The sequence below is a fragment of the Xanthobacter lutulentifluminis genome (genome assembly GCF_043194675.2).
Lineage (GTDB): Bacteria > Pseudomonadota > Alphaproteobacteria > Rhizobiales > Xanthobacteraceae > Xanthobacter.
In genome coordinates this window covers 323821-345936 of sequence record NZ_CM195525.1, presented here as the reverse complement: position 1 = coordinate 345936, position 22116 = coordinate 323821, and the positions used below count along the sequence as shown (strand labels likewise).

General features: G+C 70.8%; 19 protein-coding genes. 13 read left to right on the top strand and 6 right to left on the bottom strand.

What is annotated here, in order from left to right; translation table 11 throughout:
• Nucleotides 1-97: 97 nt before the first annotated feature.
• The 3 genes from V5F49_RS01550 to V5F49_RS01540 form a co-directional block, all read right to left on the bottom strand.
• Nucleotides 98-1087, bottom strand: coding sequence for a DUF937 domain-containing protein (locus V5F49_RS01550; protein WP_394118420.1), 990 nt, complete (start codon nt 1085-1087; stop codon nt 98-100).
• 152 nt (nt 1088-1239) lie between these two features.
• Nucleotides 1240-3087, bottom strand: a complete 1848-nt coding sequence (locus V5F49_RS01545) for a monovalent cation:proton antiporter-2 (CPA2) family protein (RefSeq protein WP_394118419.1) — start codon at nt 3085-3087, stop codon at nt 1240-1242.
• Between the two features lie 304 nt (nt 3088-3391).
• On the bottom strand, nt 3392-3853 hold the full coding sequence (locus tag V5F49_RS01540; RefSeq protein ID WP_394118468.1) for an invasion associated locus B family protein: 462 nt from the start codon (nt 3851-3853) through the stop codon (nt 3392-3394).
• Nucleotides 3854-4558: 705 nt separating this feature from the next.
• Here V5F49_RS01540 and coxB point away from each other — a divergent pair.
• From coxB to V5F49_RS01490, 10 genes are all read left to right on the top strand, one after another.
• Nucleotides 4559-5404, top strand: a complete 846-nt coding sequence (gene coxB, locus V5F49_RS01535) for a cytochrome c oxidase subunit II (RefSeq protein WP_394118418.1) — start codon at nt 4559-4561, stop codon at nt 5402-5404.
• Nucleotides 5405-5529: 125 nt separating this feature from the next.
• Nucleotides 5530-7185 (top strand): cytochrome c oxidase subunit I, encoded by a 1656-nt coding sequence (gene ctaD / locus V5F49_RS01530; RefSeq protein WP_394118417.1) that lies wholly within the window; start codon nt 5530-5532, stop codon nt 7183-7185.
• Nucleotides 7186-7416: 231 nt separating this feature from the next.
• Nucleotides 7417-8364, top strand: a complete 948-nt coding sequence (gene cyoE, locus V5F49_RS01525; protein ID WP_394118416.1) for a heme o synthase — start codon at nt 7417-7419, stop codon at nt 8362-8364.
• Entirely contained in the window at nt 8361-8543 is a 183-nt protein-coding gene (locus V5F49_RS01520) for a cytochrome c oxidase system small membrane protein (protein ID WP_394118415.1), read from the top strand. The genes cyoE and V5F49_RS01520 overlap by 4 nt, the downstream gene beginning before the upstream one ends.
• 111 nt (nt 8544-8654) lie before the next feature.
• Nucleotides 8655-9215, top strand: a complete 561-nt coding sequence (locus V5F49_RS01515) for a cytochrome c oxidase assembly protein (RefSeq protein ID WP_394118414.1) — start codon at nt 8655-8657, stop codon at nt 9213-9215.
• A 119-nt stretch (nt 9216-9334) separates the two neighbouring features.
• A complete protein-coding gene (locus V5F49_RS01510) occupies nt 9335-10168 on the top strand; it encodes a cytochrome c oxidase subunit 3 (protein WP_394118413.1) in 834 nt (277 codons plus the stop codon).
• A gap of 96 nt (nt 10169-10264) precedes the next feature.
• Nucleotides 10265-10651, top strand: a complete 387-nt coding sequence (locus tag V5F49_RS01505; RefSeq protein WP_394118412.1) for a DUF983 domain-containing protein — start codon at nt 10265-10267, stop codon at nt 10649-10651.
• Nucleotides 10648-11427 carry an SURF1 family protein gene (locus V5F49_RS01500; protein ID WP_394118411.1) on the top strand — a complete coding sequence of 260 codons (780 nt, stop codon included), beginning with the start codon at nt 10648-10650 and terminating at the stop codon, nt 11425-11427. Before V5F49_RS01505 ends, V5F49_RS01500 begins: the two co-directional genes overlap by 4 nt.
• Nucleotides 11428-11608: 181 nt before the next feature.
• Nucleotides 11609-12457, top strand: a complete 849-nt coding sequence (locus tag V5F49_RS01495; protein ID WP_394118410.1) for a MipA/OmpV family protein — start codon at nt 11609-11611, stop codon at nt 12455-12457.
• Between the two features lie 306 nt (nt 12458-12763).
• Nucleotides 12764-13530 (top strand): IS5 family transposase gene (locus tag V5F49_RS01490; RefSeq protein WP_394118573.1). Its coding sequence is split into 2 segments (ribosomal slippage): nt 12764-13073 and nt 13073-13530, totalling 768 coding nucleotides; the frame shifts between segments, so codons are not numbered across the junction.
• On the opposite strand, the gene V5F49_RS01485 is transcribed toward V5F49_RS01490, so the two are convergent.
• Together V5F49_RS01485 and V5F49_RS01480 are read right to left on the bottom strand one after the other, a co-directional pair.
• Nucleotides 13527-13928, bottom strand: coding sequence for a hypothetical protein (locus tag V5F49_RS01485; RefSeq protein WP_394116295.1), 402 nt, complete (start codon nt 13926-13928; stop codon nt 13527-13529). The genes V5F49_RS01490 and V5F49_RS01485 overlap by 4 nt on opposite strands.
• An 18-nt stretch (nt 13929-13946) precedes the next feature.
• Nucleotides 13947-14792: an AAA family ATPase gene (locus V5F49_RS01480; RefSeq protein WP_394116296.1), complete on the bottom strand. Its 846-nt coding sequence runs from the start codon at nt 14790-14792 to the stop codon at nt 13947-13949.
• 305 nt (nt 14793-15097) lie between these two features.
• On the opposite strand from V5F49_RS01480, the gene dksA reads away from it, so the two are divergent.
• Nucleotides 15098-15514 (top strand): RNA polymerase-binding protein DksA, encoded by a 417-nt coding sequence (dksA, locus tag V5F49_RS01475; protein ID WP_394116297.1) that lies wholly within the window; start codon nt 15098-15100, stop codon nt 15512-15514.
• 89 nt (nt 15515-15603) lie between these two features.
• Here dksA and V5F49_RS01470 read toward each other — a convergent pair whose 3' ends face one another.
• Entirely contained in the window at nt 15604-17271 is a 1668-nt protein-coding gene (locus tag V5F49_RS01470) for a flagellar biosynthetic protein FliO (RefSeq protein WP_394116298.1), read from the bottom strand.
• 306 nt (nt 17272-17577) lie between these two features.
• Here V5F49_RS01470 and V5F49_RS01465 point away from each other — a divergent pair, with 306 nt between their 5' ends.
• Together V5F49_RS01465 and V5F49_RS01460 are read left to right on the top strand one after the other, a co-directional pair.
• Nucleotides 17578-20160: a hybrid sensor histidine kinase/response regulator gene (locus tag V5F49_RS01465; protein ID WP_394116299.1), complete on the top strand. Its 2583-nt coding sequence runs from the start codon at nt 17578-17580 to the stop codon at nt 20158-20160.
• 135 nt (nt 20161-20295) lie between these two features.
• Nucleotides 20296-22026, top strand: a complete 1731-nt coding sequence (locus V5F49_RS01460) for a DUF3300 domain-containing protein (protein WP_394116300.1) — start codon at nt 20296-20298, stop codon at nt 22024-22026.
• Nucleotides 22027-22116 lie beyond the last annotated feature (90 nt).

Genomic DNA, 22116 nt, shown 5'->3' with positions numbered 1-22116 from the left:
CCGCGCCGTCCGCAACCGGCGCGGGTCGTTCTCTTTTCGGGATGCGGGAAGGGCAGGGCGCGGCCGCCTGTTTCGCGCCGCCGCTGCCGGGCTTCGCCTATTTCGAGCCGCCGCTGCCGGGCTTGGCGAGGCGGGGACGCTCCGGCGGCAGGGTCTCCTGCGCCGGCACCGGCTTGGCGGTGGCCGCCGCGGCGCTGCGCATCATGTCCAGCCAGAACTCGGGGATGGAATAGCCGCGCCCGTCCTCGACCCCGGGGAAGGCCGGGGGAAAGCCCTGCGCGAACAGCTGCGCGAAGAAATGCTGGAACGGCAGCAGCGGAGGCGGCGGCGGCTCCGGCGGCGCCTGGGTGCGGGTCGGGGGAACGCCGGCCTGCGTCATGGTCTGGGCCATGGCGTTCACCACATCCTGCCACGCATTGACGGGCCCGGGAGCGGGGGCCGGCGCCGGGCGCGGGGCGGGCGCCGCGCGCTGGAACATCATCTGCGCATAGGCATCGGCCCACGGATTGCCGGTGGCGTAGGCCCTGCCGCCCTGCTCGGCGGCGGTGCTGGTGAAGGCGAGGAAGGCGTCGATCCACGGGTTTCCGGACGAGATCGGCGCCGTGCGCTGGCTGGTCTGGCCCGGCATGCGGCTGAGCATGGCCGCCATCATCTGCTGCAGCGCGCCGGAGGCGGCGAGCGACTTGGCGAGCCCGCCCACCACCAGGGTCGCGAAGCTGGGCATCATCTGCTTCACCACCGCGACGCCGAGGCCGGTGGAGGACGCCACATGGGAGGCGACCGCGCGGCTCACCTCGGACGATCCGAACACCGTATCCAGCGCCTCGTTGCCGGCGCGGGAGAGCTCGGCCGGGGGGGCGGCGGGCTGGGTATAGAAGGAACCGTAGGGACCGCTGGTCATCAGCGTCATCAGCGAAGCGAGCGCCTCGGGCGACTGGGTCGCCTGCCGGAAGGCCTCGGCGAAGGCCGGCATGACCGCCTCCGCCACCGTCTGGGCCTGCTGGGCCGAGAGGCCGTACATGCGGCCGATGTTCTCCAGCGCCTGCCCGCCCTGGGCCGCCCGCAGCATCTCGACGAACTGGTCCATACGCTTGACTCCGCGGGATCCCGGAGGACGGAAGGGGCATCCGTCCGTCCCGCCCGTCCCGATGCCGGCGGTGAGCCCGGTGGCGGAACCTTACGCCATCGTCTCGCCGAAATCACCACGCGGTTGTACCGGTTACCGCCGCGCGAAGGGCGTCATCCCGAGAATTCGGTTTCGTGGCTGAGGATGTCCTGCGCCTCCGGATTCAGCGGGCGGGCGCGCTTCTCCGGCTGGGTGAGGGGCTCGGGCTCCACCTTCTTCGGGCCGTGGAACACGTCGGCGTCGGCGAAGATGCCTTCCTCCAGCTGGCGCTCCAGACGGGAGCGGTCGCGCACCCGCACGTCGGCGATGCGGGCGGCGGCGGCGGTGGCCGGGACGCCCAGCGCCTCCAGCGTGCGGGCGCCGAAGGAGAGCGCCGATTCGAGCGTCTCGCGCAGCTCGAAGTCCACGCCCAGCCGCAGCAGCTCCATGGAGTGCACCCGGTCGAAGCTGCGCACGAACAGGCGCGCCGACGGCATGGAGGCGCGCACCACCTCGACGATGCGGTTGGCATCCTCCTTGTTGTCGACGCAGATGCAGATGACCTCCATGGTCTCCGCCCCGGCGGCGCGCAGCACATCGAGGCGGGTGCCGTCGCCGTAATAGATGTGAACGCCGAACCGGCCGGCGCTCTGGATCATCTCCACGTCCTTGTCGATGATGGTCACGCTCACGTCCTGCGCCAAAAGGCACTGGGACACGATCTGCCCGAAGCGGCCGAAGCCGATCACCAGCACCGAGCCGTCGGCGTCGGCGAAATCGTCGGCCGGGGGCTCGGCGGCGGGCGGGGTGAGGCGCGGCAGCAGGCGGGTCAGCGCGGCGAACAGGAGCGGGCCCAGAATCATGGTGAGCGCCGCCAGCGCGATCAGCAGCGCCGCCTGTTCCGACCGGAGGATTCCGGTGCCGAGCCCGAGCGGGAACAGCACGAACGCGAACTCGCCCGCCGACATGAGCGCCACCGCCGCGCTCAGCGATTCCGGCGGGCGGATGTTGTCGGCGCGGAACACCAGATAGACCACCACGCACTTGATGATGGACACCACCAGCGTGCCCACCAGCAGGGCAGGGACATGCGTGAGCACCACCTTGATGTCGAGCGACATGCCGATGCTCATGAAGAACACGGCGAGCAGCAGGCCGCGGAAGGCGTCCACATTGGCTTCCAGCTCGTGCCGGAAGGTGCTTTCGGAGAGGAGAAGGCCGGCGAGGAACGCGCCCAGCGCCGCAGAGAGTCCCGCCGCCTCCATCAGGCCGGCGGCGCCGAGCACCACCAGCAGGGCCGCCGCCGTCATGGCCTCGCGCGCGCCGGAGCGGGCAAGGACGCGGAACAGGGGATTGAGCAGATAGCGCCCCGCCACCACGATCACGGCGATGGCGGCGACCGCGACGCCCGCGGCCAGCAGCGCGCCCTTGGGGTCGCGCGCCACCTCGCTCTCGCCGCCGGGGGCCATCAGCGGAACCAGCGCCAGCAGCGGCACCACCGCGATGTCCTGGAACAGAAGGATGGAGAAGGTGCGCTGGCCGTACGGCGAGGCGAGATCGCCCCGTTCGCCCAGCAATTGCAGGGCGATGGCGGTGCCCGAGACCGACAGGGCGAGGCCGCTGACCACCGCCGCGGCCGGATTGAAGCCGAGCCCGAAATAGGCCAGCAGCGCGAAGGCGGCCGCCGACAGCACCAGCTGCGCCGTGCCGAGCCCGAAGATGAAATGGCCCATGGACAGCAGGCTGGACGGCTTCAGCTCCAGTCCCACCAGGAACAGCAGCATCACCACGCCCAGCTCGGCGACGGTGGAGACCACGCTCGGGTCGGCGACATTGAAGCCCACCGGGCCGATGGCGATGCCGACCAGCAGATAACCGACGACGGGAGAGAAGCCGAGGCGCTTGGCGATGGGCACCGAGATGACGGCGGCGCACAGGAAGGCCAGCGCGGCGCCGAACAGTGCCCGTTCTTCCCCGTGCATCCCTCAGTCTCCCCGCCCGTCCGCTCGGCTCCGCCGGTCTGCCCGGATGGCGACCGGCCCCCGCATCGCCGCCGCGTTCACGGCACCGCGATCCGGCTTCGACTTGTGCGCAGCAAGCATGTCAAAAGCGTGCCGTTGCTGCGGCGCACAAGAGGCTAGAGCCGCCTCGTCCCCAACGCCAGCACGCATGTCCGGCCGCCGCGGCGGCCGGGGAAGATGATCAGGTCCGGCCGCCGCGGCGGCCGGGGAAGATGATCAGGTCCCGCCGCGCCCGGCGGTGTGGCCGCGACGTGTCGCCCGCGCCTCAGCGCAGCGCGTCGTAGCCCGGCCCGAAGCCATTGAGGCTGAGGGGCACGCCGATGCCTTCCTCGGGCGTCTGGAAGATGATGAAGGTGGCGAGCTTGCCGGACTTGAGGCGGGAGATGAGCGAATCGTCCATCACCACCTCCGCGACGCACCCGTTCGGCAGGCAGCGCACGAAGCCGGCGCGGCCCACGTCCTGGTCGTCGATCTTGAGCCCGAGCCCCGCCGGCAGCAGCACGCCGAGCGGCGCCAGCACGCGCAGCAGGCGGCTCTTCTGGTCGGCGGTCTTGAGCACGATGACGGTGAGGCCGACGTTCGTGCGATCCTCGGCCTGCACCGATTGCAGCAGCACGCACTGCTCGCTCTGCGCGCCGGGAGGCGTGTCGCAGCGGATCTGCCATTCGCCGTGCACCGACTTCACCACGCCCTGCGCGGCGGCGGGCGTGGCGGCGGCGACGAGCATGGTCAGGAGGGCACCGGCGGCGCCGGCGAGCACGCGGAGCGCGCGGCCCCCGTTCGCGCGCCACCGGCCGGCGGCGCGACCAGCGGCACGGCCTTGGGGGGCGAGACGGCGGGCAGAAGACGTCAGGACCATCGCAAGCTCCGGCAGGGACCCGGTGCGCGCCCGGGCAAATGCTGCCTTATCCGATTTTTTGAACCAATGCCTTAATGGACGGGGCATCCTGTCAACAATGCGGCAGCGGCGTGTCCTCCGGGCCGCGCGGGCAGATTCTCCTCAGGTCGCTTCCGGATGCCCGCCCGGCGGCCTTCCGGAGGTACCTGCGCGGCGATTCCGGCGCGCCATTTTGTCTCGCTTCCGTAGCGTAATTTAATCCGATCGGCCGTTGCCGGAGCGGGACCGTTCCGCCCCGAAGCCTGCCCCCGCGCGGGCTTGCCGCGCGGCACTGCGGCAGAACTCCGCAGGGGGCCCGAGTGAGCCGGCTTATTGTCGCACAGGTGGCAAACCCCGGGCGATTGCAAGGCGAACCCAATTGTGTTTGATGAAAGCTAGGGAGAGTGGCTGCCTGGAAAAACCAAGGCACATGCCGGCGGCAATGCCGAGCAGGCTGCACACTTCGTTCGTGGGCCGGTTCGGCACGCCGCGAAGCGTGCCGGGCAGTCCGAAGACGGCGGATGCGATCCGCCGGGCCAGGGAGAGCCGTTGAAGATGATGTCGTTCCTCCGCTCCGTTGCCCTTGCCGCGGGCACCTGCGCCGCAACGGCGCTCGCGAGCGTGGCCGCCCGCGCCGAGACCGGCCAGCCGAGTCCCTGGCAGATCAACCTGCAGGGCGCCGCGACGCCGGTGATGGACAAGATCCACGACTTCAACTGGCTCCTGCTCGTCATCATCACGTCCATCGTGCTGTTCGTGCTGGTGCTTCTGGCCATCGTGGTGCTGCGCTTCAACGAGCGCGCCAATCCGGTGCCCTCCAAGACCAGCCACAACACGCTGATCGAGGTGGCGTGGACCGTGGTGCCGGTGCTCATCCTGGTGCTGATCGCCATCCCGTCGTTCCGGCTGCTGCATCTGGAGCTGAACATCCCGAAGCCGGACATCACGGTGAAGGTGACGGGCCACCAGTGGTACTGGTCCTATGAATATCCGGACAACGGCGGCTTCGGCTTCGATTCCTACCTCGTGCCCGAGAAGGACCTGAAGCCCGGCCAGCCGCGCCTCCTCGCGGTGGACAACGAGGTGGTGGTGCCGATCAACAAGGTGGTGCGGATCCAGGTGACCGCCGCCGACGTGATCCATTCCTTCGCCGTGCCCTCGTTCGGCGTGAAGATCGACGCCATGCCGGGCCGCCTCAACGAGAGCTGGTTCAAGGTCACCCGCGAGGGCGTCTATTACGGCCAGTGCTCGGAGCTCTGCGGGCGCGACCACGCCTTCATGCCGATCGCCGTGCGCGCCGTGAGCGAGGCCGATTTCGAGGCCTGGCTGGCGCAGGCCAAGGCCAAGTTCGCCTCGGCCGCCGACGCCAGGGGCAAGCTCGCCGACGCCGCGGCGCGGTGAGGGCGCGCCGGCTGCACGCCGGCGCCATCCGGGAATTTCGCCATCCGCAGCGGCCGGTGGCGGTGAAGCAAGCGGCGATGCGGCGAGACGGGCGCCGGCATCGCAAGATCTTAAGGATAGCGGGAATGGCCAGCGAGGCAGTCACCCATACCCACGGCACCCATGACGCGGCCCACGGCGCCGGGTCCTACGGGTCGGCGCACGAGGACGCGCACATCCCCACGGGATGGAAGCGCTGGGTCTTCTCCACCAATCACAAGGACATCGGCATCATGTACCTGGTCTTCGCCATCGTGGCGGGGATCGTGGGCGGCGCCCTGTCCATCGGCATCCGCATGGAGCTCCAGCAGCCCGGGATGCAGATCTTCTCCGACCCGCAGACCTTCAACGTGTTCACCACGGCCCACGGCCTCATCATGATCTTCTTCATGGTGATGCCCGCGCTCATCGGCGGCTATGGCAACTACTTCGCCCCGCTGATGATCGGCGCGCCGGACACCGCGTTCCCGCGCATCAACAACATCGCCTTCTGGCTGCTTCCGCCGGCCTTCATCCTGGCGGTGTCGTCCCTGTTCGTGGAAGGTGCGGCCGGGTCCAACGGCTTCGGCGGCGGCTGGACCATCTATCCCCCGCTGTCGTCCAAGCTCGGCCACCCCGGCCCGGCCATGGACCTGCTGATCTTCTCCCTGCACATCGCCGGCGCGTCCTCGCTGCTCGGCGCCATCAACCTCATCACCACCATCTTCAACATGCGCGCCCCGGGCATGACGCTGCACAAGATGCCGCTGTTCGCTTGGGCCCAGCTGATCACCGGCTTCCTGCTGCTGCTGTCGCTGCCTGTGCTGGCCGGCGCCATCACCATGCTGCTGACCGACCGCAACTTCGGCACCACCTTCTTCGACCCCGCCGGCGGCGGCGACCCGATCCTGTTCCAGCACCTGTTCTGGTTCTTCGGTCACCCCGAGGTGTACATCCTGATCCTGCCCGGGTTCGGCCTGATCTCCCACATCGTGTCCACCTTCTCCCGCAAGCCCGTGTTCGGCTATCTCGGCATGGCCTACGCCATGGTCGCCATCGGCGTGGTGGGCTTCGTGGTGTGGGCGCACCACATGTACACGGTGGGCCTGTCCACCGGCACCCAGTCCTACTTCGTGGCCGCGACCATGATCATCGCGGTGCCCACAGGCGTGAAGATCTTCTCGTGGATCGCCACCATGTGGGGCGGCTCCATCCAGTTCCGCACCCCCATGCTGTGGGCGATCGGCTTCATCTTCCTGTTCACGGTCGGTGGCGTCACCGGCGTGGTGCTGTCGAATGCGGGCATCGACCGCTCGCTGCACGACACCTACTATGTGGTGGCGCACTTCCACTACGTGCTGTCGCTCGGCGCCGTGTTCGCCATCTTCGCCGGCTGGTACTACTGGTTCCCGAAGATGAGCGGCTACATGATCCCCGAGTTCTGGGGCAAGCTGCACTTCTGGGTCACCTTCATCGGCGTGAACCTGGTGTTCTTCCCGCAGCACTTCCTGGGCCTCGCCGGCATGCCGCGCCGCTATGCCGACTATCCGGACGCGTTCGCCGGCTGGAACTTCGTGTCCTCCATCGGCTCGTACATCTCCGGCGTCGCGGTGCTGATCTTCCTCACCGGCACGGCCATCGCCTTCATCCGCAAGGAGAAGGCCGGTGACAATCCGTGGGGTCCCGGCGCCACCACCCTGGAGTGGACCCTGTCGTCCCCGCCGCCGTTCCACCAGTTCGAGGTGCTGCCCCGCATCAAGTGAGGGCAGGGCACGGGTCGTGACCCCGAAGCCGCGGGCAACCGCGGCTTCATCCGCCTCCGGAGCGGTCGGCTCCGGCGGCAGGCAAGGCGCCCGCAGAGGCGCGTGAGCCATCTCCCGCCCGCCGTCGTACGGGGAACGGGAGGGTCCGGCGCAAGCCCGAGGCACAATCGGGGCGGCGTCGGACGGGCGGCAGGAAGCAGGCGCGAAATGCGCGCGCAAGGGAGTTCGGGAATGAGTGACGAGCGGGCAGGTCTGGGCGGTTCCGAGCCGTACGCCTTCGCGGCGGCGGGCGAAGGGCTGGCCGCGCCGCGCGATTATTTCGAGCTGCTGAAGCCGCGCGTGATGTCGCTCGTCATCTTCACGGCGCTGGTGGGCCTCGTGCGCGCGCCCGGCGACGTGCACCCCGTCATCGCCTTCACCGCGCTGCTGTGCATCGCCGTCGGCGCGGGTGCCGCGGGCGCGCTCAACATGTGGTGGGACGCGGACATCGACGCGGTCATGTCGCGCACCCGCAAGCGGCCGGTGCCCTCCGGCCGCGTGACGCCGCAGGAGGCGCTCGCCTTCGGCCTCACCCTGTCCGCCTTCTCGGTGGTGGTGCTGGGCCTTCTGGTGAACGCGCTCGCCGGCGCGCTGCTCGCCTTCACCATCTTCTTCTACGTGGTCATCTACACCATGTGGCTGAAGCGCTCGACGCCGCAGAACATCGTCATCGGTGGCGCGGCCGGCGCCTTCCCGCCGCTGGTGGCCTGGGCCGCCGCTTCGGGCTCCGTGTCGCTGGAGCCGGTGCTGCTGGTGGCCATCATCTTCTTCTGGACCCCGCCGCACTTCTGGGCGCTGGCGCTGTTTCGCGCCGACGACTACGCCCGCGCCGGCGTGCCCATGCTGCCGGTGACCGCCGGGCCTGACGAGACGCGGCTCCAGATCCTGCTCTACACGCTGTTCCTGGTGCCGCTCGCCGCCTCGCCGACCGTGCTCGGCTATGCCGGCTGGGCCTATGGCGCGGTAGCGGTGCTCGCCGGCGGCTGGATGATCCACCTCGCCTGGCGTGTCTTCCGCCGCCGCGAGGGCGAGACGGCGGTGAAGGCGGCCAAGGCGCTGTTCGGCTTCTCCATCGTCTATCTGTTCGCGCTGTTCGCCACCCTGCTCGGCGAAGCTGTCATCGGCGGGCTGATGCGATGAGCGGGGACGAGAAGTCGCCGCCGCCTCCGCAGGAGGGCGTGGTCCTGACGCCGGAGCAGCTGAAGCGGCGGCGGGCGCGCAACATCGCGATCGCCGGCCTGCTCGGGTTCCTGGCGGTGCTGTTCTATGTGGTCACCATCGTCAAGCTGGGGCCGAACGTTCTGAACCGTCCGCTCTAGGGCGGCGGTCGGGTCCGGGGGGCAAACGGACCGCGAGGCGGAGCAATGGGTGAGGCGCACGTGAAAGAGGCGGATGCGGCACAGGGTGCACGACGCGCGGGCTCCCGGCACATGCTGGTGGCGTCGGCGTGCGCGGCCTTCATTGCCGCCATGGTGGGCGTCACCTATGCCTCGGTGCCGCTCTACGCCATGTTCTGCGCGCTCACCGGTTTTGGTGGCGCCACGCGCGTGAGCGCGACGCCATCGGCGGCCATCGACCGGGACATCACCGTCCATTTCGACGCCAACGTTGCGCCCGGCCTGCCGTGGCAGTTCGCGCCCGCCCAGCGCAACCTGACGGTGAAGATCGGCGCCACCAGCCTTGCCCACTACACCGCGGCCAACCGCTCGGCGGTGGAGACGCGCGGCAACGCCACCTACAACGTCTCGCCCCCGCAGGCCGGCGCGTATTTCGTGAAGATGCAGTGCTTCTGCTTCAACGAGCAGGCGCTGGGCGCGAACGAGACCATGGACATGCCGGTGGTCTTCTTCGTGGATCCCGCCATCGCGGATGATCCCGACCTGAAGACGCTGACCGACATCACGCTCTCCTACACCTTCTTCCCCGCGCCTTCGGACAAGCCGGTGGCACGGGTGGGGGAGAAGGCGGGCAAGCCCGCGCAGGGCGGCTAGAATCCGCGCGGGCTTGCCCGCGCACATGATCAGGCGGCCGGGAACGGCCGGGCAACAGGCAACCGGATGCCCCGATGCGGGCGGTTCCGGGCGAGACAGGGGAAGGGAGGCCGCTCACCATGGCCGAGGCACACGTCAAGCAGCACGACTACCACGTGGTGGACCCGAGCCCGTGGCCGATCATCGGCTCGGTCTCCGCCCTCATCCTCACCTCGGGCGCCGTGGTGTGGATGCACGGCGGCACCGCGCTCATCATGATGGCCGGCTTCCTCGGCGTGCTCTACACCATGTTCGGCTGGTGGCGCGATGTGGTGCACGAGAGCCGCGAGGGCTTCCACACCCGCGTGGTGGTGCTGGGCCTGCGCTACGGCGTCATCCTGTTCATCGCCTCCGAGGTGATGTTCTTCGTCGCCTGGTTCTGGGCCTTCTTCGACGCTTCGCTGTTCTCGGGCGAGGCGATCAACTTCCAGCGGCTGGAGTTCACTGGCGGCCATTGGCCCCCGAAGGGCATCGAGACGCTCGATCCGTGGCACCTGCCGCTGCTGAACACGCTGATCCTGCTCACCTCCGGCACCACCGTCACCTGGGCGCACCATGCGCTCGTGCACGGCGACCGGCAGGGCCTCAAGTGGGGCCTGTGGTGCACGGTGATCCTCGGCGTGCTGTTCTCGCTGACCCAGGCCTATGAGTACATGCACGCGCACTTCGCGTTCGCGGGCAGCATCTATGGCTCCACCTTCTACATGGCCACCGGCTTCCACGGCTTCCATGTGATCGTCGGCACCATCTTCCTGGCGGTGTGCCTCATCCGCGCCTACCAGGGCGATTTCACCCCCCAGAAGCATTTCGGCTTCGAGGCGGCGGCCTGGTACTGGCACTTCGTCGACGTGGTGTGGCTGTTCCTGTTCACGTTCATCTACGTGTGGGGCTCCGGCGGCGCCGGCGGCCACTGACGCTGAACCGGCGGGGCCGGTCGCCGGCCCCGTCTTCCGCCCGCCGGGCGCCATCCTGCGATGGCGCCGTTCCGGCCGGCACCGAGGAACCTGCCGATGCCCGTTGAGCCCTATTACGAGCCGGTTTCGCCCCTGGCGGCGGGCCTCGGCTGCAAGTGCCCCCGCTGCGGGCGCGGGCCGCTGTTCAAGGGCTTCCTCGATCTTGCTCCCTCCTGCACCGCCTGCGGCCTCGACTACGGCTTCGCCGATTCCGGCGACGGGCCTGCGGTGTTCGTCATCCTGTTTGCCGGCCTCGTGGTGGTGGCCGGCGCATTCTGGGTCGAGGCGGCCTATGAGCCGCCGCTGTGGGTGCACGCCCTGCTGTGGGTGCCGGCGGTCCTCATCGTGACGCTCGGCCTGCTGCGCCCGCTGAAGGCGATGATGGTGTCGCTGCAATACCGTCACAAGGCCGCCGAGGGGCGGCTCGACCAGCGCGCTCCGTGACCGATCGCGACGACACCGCCCTGTCCGGCGTGCGGGCGCGCGGCGGGGCAGGGGTGCTCGTGCTGCTGGCCGTGGCCGGAATCGCCTTCCTGATCCTTATCGGCCTCGGCACCTGGCAGCTGGAACGGCTCGCCTGGAAGGAGGAGCTGCTGGTACGGGTGGCGGCGCGCATCCATGCCGCCCCGGTGCCCCCGCCGCCGCCCGCCGGCTGGCCGGCGCTGACGCGTGAGGCGGATGAATACCGCCGCATCCGTGCGCGCGGCACGTTCGACCACGCCCGCGAGGTGCTGGTCTACACGGTGCGCGGCGAGGATGCGCCGGGGCCCTTCAAGGGGCAGGGCTTCCTCGTGGTGACGCCGCTCGTGCGCACCGATGGCCCGCCGATTCTCATCAACCGCGGCTTCGTGCCTGCTGATCGGCGCGATCCCGCGACGCGGCGGGAGGGGCAGGTGTCAGGGGAGGTGGAGGTGACGGGCCTGCTGCGCTTCCCGGAGGAGGCGAGCTGGTTCGTGCCCGCCAATGATGCCGCCCGCGGTGCCTTCTATCGCATGGACCCGACTGGCATCGCAGCGGCGGCGGGCCTCACCGGCGCCGCGCCGTTCGTGCTCGACGCCGAGGCGGGCGAGGCGCCGGGCGGCCTTCCCGCGGGCGGTGCGACCCGCATCGCCTTTCCGAACCGTCATCTGGAATATGCGCTGACATGGTACGGGCTTGCCGCCGCGCTGGTGGGCGTGACGGCGGCCTTCCTGTGGTCCCGGCGCCGGCGCGCGCAATGAGGGCGGGCGGTTCTGGCGGACGTTGCGCTTTTGCCACGCCCGTCGGCGATCGCCCGGCGCGGCCTTGACGCAACGGGTCGTTAGCCATCTCTTGGTGACGATGTTGCGCGCTGCGCCGCATTGGGAATTTTGCAAACGGCCCGGCTGCAGGATGGCCGAGGTTCCGGTTCAGAGGTCATCCATGCTTCGGTCGCTGCGTTTCGCCCTGCTCGCCGCCGTGTTCTCGGCGGGTGGTTTCCTGCCCGCAGGGGCGGCGGACCTGTTTTCCCCGCCGCCGCCGACGCCCGTCGCGCCGTCCGCGAACGAGGATTGGTACCTCACCCTCGGCGCCTCCGGCCAGGTCGAGCCGACCTATCCGGGCGCCGACGGCTACTCGGTGCGCCCCGGCCTCATCTTCTCCATCCGCAAGGCGAGCCAGCTCAACGTCTTCCGCAGCGTGGACGACAACCCGTCCATCGCCCTGTTCGATACCGGCACCTTCCGGGTCGGCGCCGTGGGCCGCATCGACTGGGGCCGCAACGAGGACGACGCCTTCCGCCTCACCGGCACCGGTGACGTCGGGATTGCGGTCGAGGCCGGCGGCTTCGCCGAATGGTACGTGACCGACTGGCTGCGCACCCGCGCCGAGCTGCGCTACGGCGTGGGCGGATTCGAGGGCATCCGCGGCCTGCTGGGCGCGGACGTCATCATTCCCGCCGGCCAGTGGCGCTTCGCTGTCGGTCCGCGCCTGACCTATGGCGGGTCGGGCTATATGGAAACCTATTTCGGCGTCACGCCGGTGCAGTCGGCCCTGGGGATCGTGCAGGGCAACCTCCTGCCGGTGTACAACGCGGGCGCAGGCTTCGATCTCGTCGGCGCCACCGCGCAGCTGACCTACAATTTCCGCAACGGCTTCGAGGCTGGTGTCTATGGCACCTACGGCCGCCTGCTGGGCGATGCCGCCTCCTCGCCGCTGACCTCGGACGCCAACCAGTTCATGGCCGGCGTTTCGCTGAGCTACACCTTCAACATCGGCAAGGCCTGGTGGTGAGCCGCGCGGCGCGCTCCGCCCCGGTCTCCCCCATGAAGTCTCCGGAAGCAGGCGCCTCGGCGCCTGTTTTCTTTTGTGCGCAAAACGGTGTGGGCCGGGGGCAGGTCGCATCGCAGCGCGCTTGAGCCCACCGGGAGAGCAGAGCTCGCGGACGGGCACTGGCCGGCCAACGTGGATCGCGGCGCCACTGTCGGGGCCGGCCGCTTCCGGGCGCCGGGCGCGGGTGCAACCCGCCTAGGTTCTGAACCCATAAAGGTTGCGGAATGCTGGCGTCGCTGATTCAAGGTTCCCGGGAGGAGCCTTTGGATGGCGCGTTACGATTTGAGCGAAGGGGAATGGCGGTTGGTCGCGCCGCTGTTGCCGAACAAGCCGCGCGGGGTCGCCCGCGTGGACGATCGACGGGTGATCAACGGGATCTTCTACGTGCTGCGGACCGGCTCGCCCTGGCGCGACCTGCCCGCGCGCTACGGCCCGCACACCACGGTCTACAACCGCTACAACCGTTGGGCGAAGGCGGGCGTGTGGCTGAAGGTCTTCGAGGCGCTGGCGGCCGCCTCGCCCCAATCCCTGCACCTGATCGACAGCTCCATCATCCGCGCCCACCAGCACGCTGCCGGCGGAAAAAAGGGGGCCCGGATCACGCCATCGGCCGGTCTCGTGGAGGACTGAGCACCAAGATCAACGCCCTGGTGAACCAGGACGGCCTGCCGCTGAGGATCGTGCTCTCCGCCGGCCAGGCCTCCGACAAGGCGGCGGTCGCCGCGCTGCTGGAAGGTGTTCCGCCGGCCCCGGCGCTCGTCGCCGACCGCGGCTATGACGCCAAAGCCATCGTCGACCTGGTCGCCGACCACGGCGGGTGCGCCCACATCCCGACCCAGAAGGACCGCAAGGTCCAGCGCTCCGTCGACCCGGCGATCTACCGCCAGCGCAACCAGATCGAGCGCTTCTTCTGCAAGCTCAAACACTTCCGACGCATCGCCACGCGCTTCGACAAGCTCGCGCGAAACTTCCTCGCAGCCGTCCTCATCGCCTCAACCCGCATATGGCTCAGAGCTTATGAGTCCACGCCCTAGTCGCCGCCACCTCCCGCGCCACCCCCGCCGTCGCCATCCCCGCCGCCGCCATCGCCGGAGCCGGGCCCGTCGCCGCCATGGCCGATTCCGGCCTGGGGCGATTCGCCTCCGCCCTCGCCGGCGTGCTGGCGCGCCGCGCCCACCGCCAAAATGAAGGCGCCGCCGGCCGCGGCGGCGGTCGCGTTGAGCGCCGCGCTGCTGGAGGCCTCGGCATCGGGCTGAGCGGCAGCGGGGCCTTCGGCGTGCTCGCGCGCCATGCCGAAATCATCCGGCGGACGCCGTCCGTCCGCGGGTGGCGGCACCTGCCCTGCCGTCCGGCCGGGCCGGCGCATGGCGAGAAACAGGGCGACGGGCGCGCCGACGACCAGCAGCATCACCAGGAAGCCGGACATCTCCATGGGCTGGCGCGGCTCCTGTCAGCGCTGCTCGCGCCGGGCCAGGAAGGCGAGGCGCTCGAACAGGTGCACGTCCTGCTCGTTCTTCAGCAGCGCGCCGTGCAGCGGGGGAATCGCCTTGCGCACGTCCTTCTCGCGCAGGGTCTCCACCTCGATATCCTCGGCCAGCAGCAGCTTCAGCCAGTCGATCAGCTCGGAGGTGGACGGCTTCTTCTTCAGGCCGGGCACATCGCGCACCTCGTAGAACAGGCGCAGCGCCTCCGAAACCAGCCGCTGCTTGATGCCGGGGAAGTGGACTTCCACGATGTCGCGCATGGTTTCCGCGTCGGGAAAGCGGATGTAATGGAAGAAGCAGCGGCGCAGGAAGGCGTCCGGCAGCTCCTTTTCATTGTTGGAGGTGATGATGACCACCGGGCGCTGGTGCGCCTTCACCTGCTCGCCTGTCTCGTAGACATGGAATTCCATGCGGTCGAGCTCCTGCAGCAGGTCGTTGGGGAACTCGATGTCCGCCTTGTCCACCTCGTCGATCAGCAGCACCGGCCGCTCGCCGGCGGTGAAGGCGGCCCAGAGCTTTCCCTTGCGGATGTAGTTGGCGATGTCGTGGACCTTGGGGTCGCCGAGCTGGCTGTCGCGCAGGCGGGCCACGGCGTCATATTCATAAAGGCCCTGCTGGGCCTTGGTGGTGGACTTCACGTGCCACTCGATGAGGGGCGCGCCGAGCGCCTTGGCCACTTCCTGCGCCAGCACGGTCTTGCCGGTGCCCGGCTCGCCCTTCACCAGCAGCGGGCGTTCCAGCACGATGGCGGCGTTCACCGCCACCTTCAGGTCGTCGGTGGCCACATAGCTGCGCGTACCCTCGAACCGCATCGAACCCGTCCCTCCGAGCGGCCGTCTCGCCGCGCCGCAGCAGGGTCAAGGGCGGGACAGCCGGCGTCAAGCCCTGCCGCGGCGCCGCAATGGCTGTTGTCGCGGACCTGCGGCGTGGATATAAGGCCCGCGACCATGGAGCGTCGTTCCTGACCGGAGGGCTTGGCTCCGCCGCCCGACGGGCAGAACCGCCGCTTCAGTTCGTTGACGGGGCACGGCGCGCCCCGCCCGGCGGCATCCCCGGATGGCCCGGACCTCGCGCGTCGCTGCGTCAGGGTTCAGCGCGCTTATTGAGGACCTTGCTGATGTCGATCCAAATCGACGAGGACTATCGGCCCCGCGAGGACGAGCCTTTCATGAACGACAGGCAGCGCGAATATTTCCGCGTGAAGCTGTTGCGCTGGAAGGAGGACATCCTGAAGGAGGCTCGGGAGACCCTGCAGCACCTTCAGGACGAGAACCAGAACCACCCCGATCTCGCCGATCGGGCCTCGTCCGAAACCGACCGCTCCATCGAGCTGCGCGCCCGGGATCGCCAGCGCAAGCTGATCGCCAAGATCGACGCGGCGCTGCAGCGGATCGAGGATGGCAGCTACGGCTATTGCGAGGACACGGGCGAGCCCATCTCGCTCAAGCGCCTCGAGGCCCGGCCCATCGCCACCCTCTCGGTCGAGGCACAGGAGCGTCACGAGCGCCGCGAGCGCGTGTATCGCGACGACTGAGAACGACGCCTGCGGGTCGTTTCCACCGGTTCGCAGACAGAAAAAGGGCCGGCGACGGATCACGTCGCCGGCCCTTTTCGTTTGTGCGCTCAGCGACCGCGGGCGGAGGAGCGGCCGAGCAGGTTGGCCATCTCGGCGTCGAAATCGTCCAGCGGGTCCTTGGCGTCGACCGTGGGGGCCGGCGCCGGATCCACGGCCGGCTGCGGCTCGGGTGCGACGGCGGTGACGACCGGTGCAGCTTCCTCAGCGGCAGGCACCTCGGCGGCCGCCTCGCGGGCGATGTCCTTGAGGGCCGGCGGCTCGCGACGCGGGGCATCGAGGGCCGGCGCCTCGCGCGGGGTGGGCTCGAACGGGCGGAACGAGAACTCGCGCGGCCGCAGCGACGGCTCGGCACGGGCCGGGCGGGCGGTGTCCTCGCCTCCGGTCCGCTCCGGCCGCACGACCGGATCGAGACGCGGCCGCTCGGCGGCGGGTCGGATCTCGGGGCGGGTGCTCTCGGGGCGGGTGCTTTCGGCACGGGAACGCGAGGACTGGTAGACGAAGCGCGCCGGCGCACGTTCCGGAGCGGGCGCCGCCGGCTCGGGCGCTGCGGGCTCGACGGCCTCGGGCTCGGGCTTGGTCTCGCTCCGCGGCTCGGGCTTCAGCTCGGGCGCCTTCGCCTCCTCGCGGGAGGCGGCGGGCTCGCCGAGCAGGTCGGCGAGGCTCAGCTCAGGCGCGCGGGTGGGGGCCGCCGGCGGGTTCAGGGCGGCGTCGAGGCGATGAGCCATCTCCTCCAGCCGGCTCTCGGCGGCGGAGGCGACGGGCTCGGACCGGGCCTCCACACGGGGCTCCGGCTTGGGCGCGCCATAGCGGGCCGCGGGCTCGGCGCGGGGCGTGTCGAGCCGGGGCGGCGCATCGAACTTCGGAGCGTCGAACTTCGGAGCGTCGCCCCTGGCGGCCTCGATCTTGGGCGGCTCGAATTTCGCAATGTCGGCCCGGGGGGCATCGACCTTGGGCGCGGAATCGAGGCGGGGCGCAGCCTCAAGCCGAGCAGCGGGCTCCGGGCGCAGGTCGAAGTCCGGGGCGCGGCGGGGCTCAAGCGGCGACGGGCGGGTGTCCGGCTCGGCGGCGGGCGTCTCGGCCTCGGCGGAGCGCAGCATCGGACGGGCGGGAGGCACAGCCTCGGCGCGGGCCGGCGCGCGGCGGCCGAGGAAGGAACGACGCTCGGGGCGCGCCTCGGCGGCGGCGGGCTCGGGCGCGGGGGGGATGACCGCAGCGGCAGCGCCGATCACCGGCGCGGCTGTGAGCGCCGCCGCAAGGGCCGGCTCGGGAGCGGGAAGGGGGGCGGCAGGCTCGGCCGCCGGGGCGAGAGCCGCCGGAGCGGGCGCCGCGGCAATGGGGCGGCGGGCGGCCGGACGCTGCAGCGCCGGGGCTTCGCGGGTGGCGGCAAGCGCCGGGCCTGCCGCCGGCTCCTCGGCCGTGGCGGCGGTGGCGATCTGGTGCTCCACCACGATATCGCTGCTGCCGCCCACGAGCAGCAGGTGCTCCACCTCGTCGCGGCGGACCAGAACCAGCCGGCGGCGCTGATCCACCGCCACGCTGTCGAGAACGGCCAGGCGCGGACCGCCCCGGCCACGGGCGATGCCGCCGCGGTTGCGCGCACCGAGGCGTCGCATGACCAGCGCGGTCACGCCCAGCAGCGCGCCGATCACGACGAGGGCAATGGCCACTCGCATGGGGAGCGGGAGCTGGGAACCGAACAACTGCTGTAGCATCATGCCTCCGCTCAGTTGGAAAGCGCTGCGGGTGCTATGGACCACGAAGGCGTTTCCGGAAAGGTCTCCGCGTCGCACCCTGCGCGCGGGGAACCGGAGCCGCAGCTGCCAGACCCGCAAGGCGGACTGGCGACACCGCGTCCGCACGGCGGCGGACGGATGATGATCCTGAAGCTCGAGCCCTAAGGTTTTGTTGATAATCGTGGCAGGATTTAAGTCGCCAGCGAATCTGCCGGCGGCATGTCCGCGCAGGCGTGTGGATGATGGCGGAGCGGGACGGCGGCAATGAGCGGCAGGCGACGGACGGAAATGAGCGCTGGCAAGCCGGCGCAGCGGAGCCGGGCGCGGCGCTTCTCCTCTGGCAGGGTGCTTGGCCTCGCGGCGGCGCTGGTCGGCGGTTTCGCCGCCGCGACGGTGCTGGGGGAGGGGACAGGCGGCCTTTTGTCCGCGCTGGTGGCGGCGATGGCCGTGGTTGGCGCCGTGGAGCTGGTGCTTGCCGCACGGCGTGGCCTCGGCTCCGGGGCCGAGGCTGGCGATCCGCTGGGCGCCGCCGCGCTTGCGGCCTCCGGCGATGCCATGGCGGTCGTGGAGGACGGGGAGCGGGTGGCGCACTGCAACGACGCCTATCTGCGCATGTGCCGTGGCGCCGGCGCGGAAACCCCTGTCCCAGAGCGGTTCCTGGCCCGCGTGCCGGGCAGCCAGCCGATGGTGGGGGAGCTGCTGGGGGCTGTGGCCGCCAATGCCGCGCTTGATCGCGCCGTGCGCTTCGCCACCGGGCCCCAGGGCCGGCGGCTGGAGGTGGGCGTGCGGCCGCTGGGAAGTTCCCGCCGCGTGCTCTGGACTCTGCGCATGGTGGACGAGGCGCCTGCCGTCGCGGCCACCGCGCCCGTTCCGCCTTCCATGCCGCAGGCCGCCGCCGCAACGGCCACCGCCGCACCGGAGCCGCCCGCCGGAGCGGACCTGCTGGCGGCCTGGGAAGCCGCGCCCGCCGGCCTGTTCCGCATCGCCGGTGGCCGGGTGACCGATCTCAACCTCACCGCCTGCCGCCTGCTCGGCTATGCGCTGGCGGACGTGGGTCCCGATGGTCTTCCCTTGCGTGAGATGGTGGCGCCGGAGGATCTCGACCGGGTGCAGAAGGCGTTGGCCGGCAGCGATCCGCAGACGCTCAGCCTCGGCCTGACCCGGAGGGATGGCACCGCAGTGCAAGCGCTGCTGCGCCTCGCGCCTGCCGAGGCACCGCTGGCCGGCGCGGTTGCGGCGGTGCTGCCCGGCGAGGCGCTCGCCCTCCTCGCAATGGTGCCGGCCGCGACGCCTGCCGTCGCTCCACTGGCGGCGGAGCAGGCCCAGCACGCGGAGCCGGTGGGCGAGCCGTCCATCGACAGCGCCGCGCCTGCCGCCGCTTCCGATCTGTTCTTCCTGCGCGCGCCTCTGGCGCTGGCGCTGGTGGACCAGGCCGGGCGCATCCGCGCGGCGAACGGCGCCTTCGGCCGGCTGTTCGGGCCGGAGGCGGCAGGGCGGCCGCTCTCGGCGCTGGTGGCCGACATGGCCGGCGTGGAGGGCCTGCTGGAGACCGCCCGGCGCGGCGGCGAGCCGCCCGCCCCCTGCGATGTGGCGCTCACCGGTCCTTCCGGGCGCTCGGCGCGGCTCTATGCGGCCTCGCTGGGGCAGGGCGGGGCGGCCGACATCGCCCTGTGCGCCATCGACACCACCGAGCAGAAGCAGCTGGAGACCCAGTTCGCCGAATCCCAGAAGCTGCAGGCGGTGGGCCACCTCGCCGGGGGCGTGGCGCATGACTTCAACAACATGCTCACCGCCATCATCGGCTATTGCGACCTGCTGCTCGTTCGCCACCGGCAGAGCGATCCCTCGTTCCCGGACATCATGCAGATCAAGCAGAACGCCAACCGGGCGGCGGGGCTGGTGCGCCAGCTCCTCGCCTTCTCCCGGCGGCAGACCCTGCGCCCGCAGGTGATCGAGCTGACCGACGTGATCTCGGACGTCACCGCCCTGCTGCGCCGCCTCATCGGCGAGCGGATCACGCTCGAGGTCCAGCACGCGCGGGAGCTGTGGCCGGTGAAGGTGGACGTGAACCAGTTCGAGCAGGTGATCATCAACCTCGCCGTCAACGCCCGCGATGCCATGCCGGATGGCGGCACGCTCACCCTCTCCACCGCCAACGTGGCCGCCGAGGCGTGCGCCGCCTACGGCCAGCGTCTGCCGGAAGGCGACTATGTGCTGGTGGAGGTGACCGACACCGGTACCGGCATCCCGCCGGAGATCATGGGCAAGATCTTCGAGCCGTTCTTCTCCACCAAGGAGGTGGGCAAGGGCACCGGGCTCGGCCTCTCCACCGTCTACGGCATCGTGCAGCAGACCGGCGGCACCATCCTGGCGGAGAGCGAGCTCGGGCACGGCACCACCTTCCGCGTCTTCCTGCCGCGCCATCAGGCCACGCAGGAGGCCGAGGAGGAGGCGCCGCCGCCGGCCGAGCCGGAACCGCGCTCCGCCGACCTCACCGGGCAGGGGCGGGTGCTGCTGGTGGAGGACGAGGACGCCGTGCGCGCCTTCGCCAGTCGCGCCCTCGCCAACCGCGGCTACGAGGTGCTGACCGCGGCGAGCGGCGTCGAGGCGCTGGAGGTGATGGAGACGGCCGGCAAGGTGGATCTCGTGGTCTCCGACGTGGTGATGCCGGAGATGGACGGGCCGACCCTGCTGCGCGAGCTTCGGGCGCGCGATCCGTCGCTGAAGGTCATCTTCATCTCCGGCTATGCGGAAGAGGCGTTCGCGCGGAACCTGCCGCCCACCGAGCGGTTCTCCTTCCTGCCGAAGCCGTTCTCGCTCAAGCAGTTGGTCGCGGCGGTGGCGGACGCCCTGCGGCCAGTGGGCCTGTAGACGCCGGCGCGCCGGCGGCGCATGCTCTGCCGTGTCGGGGGCCCCGCCCGATGCCGGCCGGGATCTTCTCCCGGCCAAGTCCTGAAGTCCGCCGCTGCCGGCTCACCCGGCGCGGGAAAAGAAACGGAGACGGGCATGAGGCAGCACGGGCGTCACCGGGAACTCGCCGGCTGGTCGCGCATCGCCATGGCGCTGGCCTTCGGCTGGAGCACATCGGTCTATCCGGCGCTGGCGCAGACGCCGCCCCCGCCCGACACCACCCAGACGCCTCCGCCGCCGGCCGTCGCCCCGGTCGCGCCGCCCCCGGTCGCGCCAATCCCGGTCGCGCCCCCGCCCGCAGCCGTGGTTCCCCCGGCCTCGGTCATGCCCTCGGCGGCCGATGCCAACGCGGCCGTGCCGCCGGAAGCCTACCAGCAGCAGGGCTACCAGCAGCAGGCCGGGCAGACCTTCACGCTGGAGGAGCTGGAGACACTGCTGGCGCCCTATGCGCTCTATCCCGACACGCTGCTGGCCCAGATGCTCCCGTCCACCGCCTATCCGCTGGAGCTGGTGCAGGCGCAGCGCTGGATCGAGCGCAACCGGACGGCGGTGAAGAACGGCAACTTCTCCGGCGTCGACGGCCAGAAATGGGACCCGGCGGTTAAGGCGATGGTGCGCTTCCCCACCGTGGTCGCGAAGCTGAACGAGGATCTGGACGCCACCTCGAACATCGGCGCCGCCTTCATCAGCCAGCCGGAGGACGTCTCGGCCGCCATCCAGGCGCTGCGGCTGAAGGCCGAGCAGGTTGGCTCGCTCAAGTCCAACGACAGGCAGGTGGTGACGACCCGCAGCGAGGGCGGGCGGAACGTGGTGTACATCACTCCGGCCGACCCCGACGTCGTCTATGTCCCGCAGTACGACTACTCGAACATCTACACCGCGGCCGGCGTGGGCCTTCTGGCGTTCGGCGCCGGCGTGCTGGTGGGCAACGCCTGGAACAATTCGTGGAACTGGGGCCCCGGCTGGGTCTATCCGCCGGTGTGGCCCGGCTATCCCGGCTGGCGCCCGCCGCCGCCGCGTCCGCCGTGGCCCGGTCCCGGTCCCCGGCCTCCCGGTCCGGGTCCCTGGCCAGGTCCTGGTCCCGGCCCCGGCCCATGGCCCGGCCCCGGCCCGCGCCCGCCGGGTCCTCCCGGTCCCGGCGCCGGCCAGCCGTGGAAGCCGAATCCCGGTAAGCCGTTCCCCGGCGGTCCGGGCGGAATTGGTGGACCCGGCAAGCCCGGCGGCCCCGGCGGCATCGTGGGTCCCGGACGGCCGGGCGGCCCCGGCGGCATTGGTGGCCCGGGCAGGCCCGGTGGTCCCGGAGGAATCGGTGGCCCGGGCAAGCCGGGTGGTCCCGGCGGAATCGGTGGGCCGGGCGGCGTCGGCGGTCCCGGCAAGCCGGGTGGCCCCGGAACCATCGGCGGAGCCGGCAAGCCGGGCGGTCCCGGTGGTGCGCAGGGGTTTAGGCCGGGTGGTGCCGGCGGTCCCGGTGGCCCGCAGGGCCTCAAGCCCGGCGGGCAGGTGCAGGGCTTCAAGCCGGGCAATGTGAAGCCGGGTGGCGCGGCCGGACTGAAGAAGGGGCCGGGCGGTGGCACGTCCCAGTACAAGCGTTCCGGCAACGTCCGTCCGCCGGTGCGCAGCCAGCAGATCCGCCCCGGCGGCGGCGCCAAGGTCTATGGCGGCGCCAAATCCTACGGAGCCAAATCGTACGGAGCCAAATCCTTCGGGGCCAAATCGTACGGGGCCCGCTCCTATGGCGGTGCCAAGTTCCACGGCGGAGCGCAGATGCGCAGCGCGCCGCGGTTCCAGGGCGGCGGTGGCGGCGCCAAGTTCCGCGGTCGCCGCTGAGCCGCCCCGCGGGTGCAGGAATGCGGAGCCGGCGCGACTCGCGCGCGCCGGCCTTTTTGCCGGCTTGGAACGAGTGCTGTTCCCGTAGGG

Bases quoted from the DNA above. Each gene is read 5' to 3' on its own strand.
- V5F49_RS01540 (WP_394118468.1), bottom strand. From the start codon at position 3,853: ATGCTCGTCGCCGCCGCCACGCCCGCCGCCGCGCAGGGCGTGGTGAAG.
- V5F49_RS01495 (WP_394118410.1), top strand. From the start codon at position 11,609: ATGCTTCGGTCGCTGCGTTTCGCCCTGCTCGCCGCCGTGTTCTCGGCG.
- V5F49_RS01510 (WP_394118413.1), top strand. From the start codon at position 9,335: ATGGCCGAGGCACACGTCAAGCAGCACGACTACCACGTGGTGGACCCG.
- V5F49_RS01485 (WP_394116295.1), bottom strand. From the start codon at position 13,928: ATGGAGATGTCCGGCTTCCTGGTGATGCTGCTGGTCGTCGGCGCGCCC.
- cyoE (WP_394118416.1), top strand. From the start codon at position 7,417: ATGAGTGACGAGCGGGCAGGTCTGGGCGGTTCCGAGCCGTACGCCTTC.
- V5F49_RS01545 (WP_394118419.1), bottom strand. From the start codon at position 3,087: ATGCACGGGGAAGAACGGGCACTGTTCGGCGCCGCGCTGGCCTTCCTG.
- coxB (WP_394118418.1), top strand. From the start codon at position 4,559: ATGATGTCGTTCCTCCGCTCCGTTGCCCTTGCCGCGGGCACCTGCGCC.
- V5F49_RS01505 (WP_394118412.1), top strand. From the start codon at position 10,265: ATGCCCGTTGAGCCCTATTACGAGCCGGTTTCGCCCCTGGCGGCGGGC.
- V5F49_RS01460 (WP_394116300.1), top strand. From the start codon at position 20,296: ATGAGGCAGCACGGGCGTCACCGGGAACTCGCCGGCTGGTCGCGCATC.
- V5F49_RS01480 (WP_394116296.1), bottom strand. From the start codon at position 14,792: ATGCGGTTCGAGGGTACGCGCAGCTATGTGGCCACCGACGACCTGAAG.
- V5F49_RS01470 (WP_394116298.1), bottom strand. From the start codon at position 17,271: ATGATGCTACAGCAGTTGTTCGGTTCCCAGCTCCCGCTCCCCATGCGA.
- V5F49_RS01550 (WP_394118420.1), bottom strand. From the start codon at position 1,087: ATGGACCAGTTCGTCGAGATGCTGCGGGCGGCCCAGGGCGGGCAGGCG.
- V5F49_RS01520 (WP_394118415.1), top strand. From the start codon at position 8,361: ATGAGCGGGGACGAGAAGTCGCCGCCGCCTCCGCAGGAGGGCGTGGTC.
- dksA (WP_394116297.1), top strand. From the start codon at position 15,098: ATGTCGATCCAAATCGACGAGGACTATCGGCCCCGCGAGGACGAGCCT.
- ctaD (WP_394118417.1), top strand. From the start codon at position 5,530: ATGGCCAGCGAGGCAGTCACCCATACCCACGGCACCCATGACGCGGCC.
- V5F49_RS01465 (WP_394116299.1), top strand. From the start codon at position 17,578: ATGAGCGCTGGCAAGCCGGCGCAGCGGAGCCGGGCGCGGCGCTTCTCC.
- V5F49_RS01515 (WP_394118414.1), top strand. From the start codon at position 8,655: ATGCTGGTGGCGTCGGCGTGCGCGGCCTTCATTGCCGCCATGGTGGGC.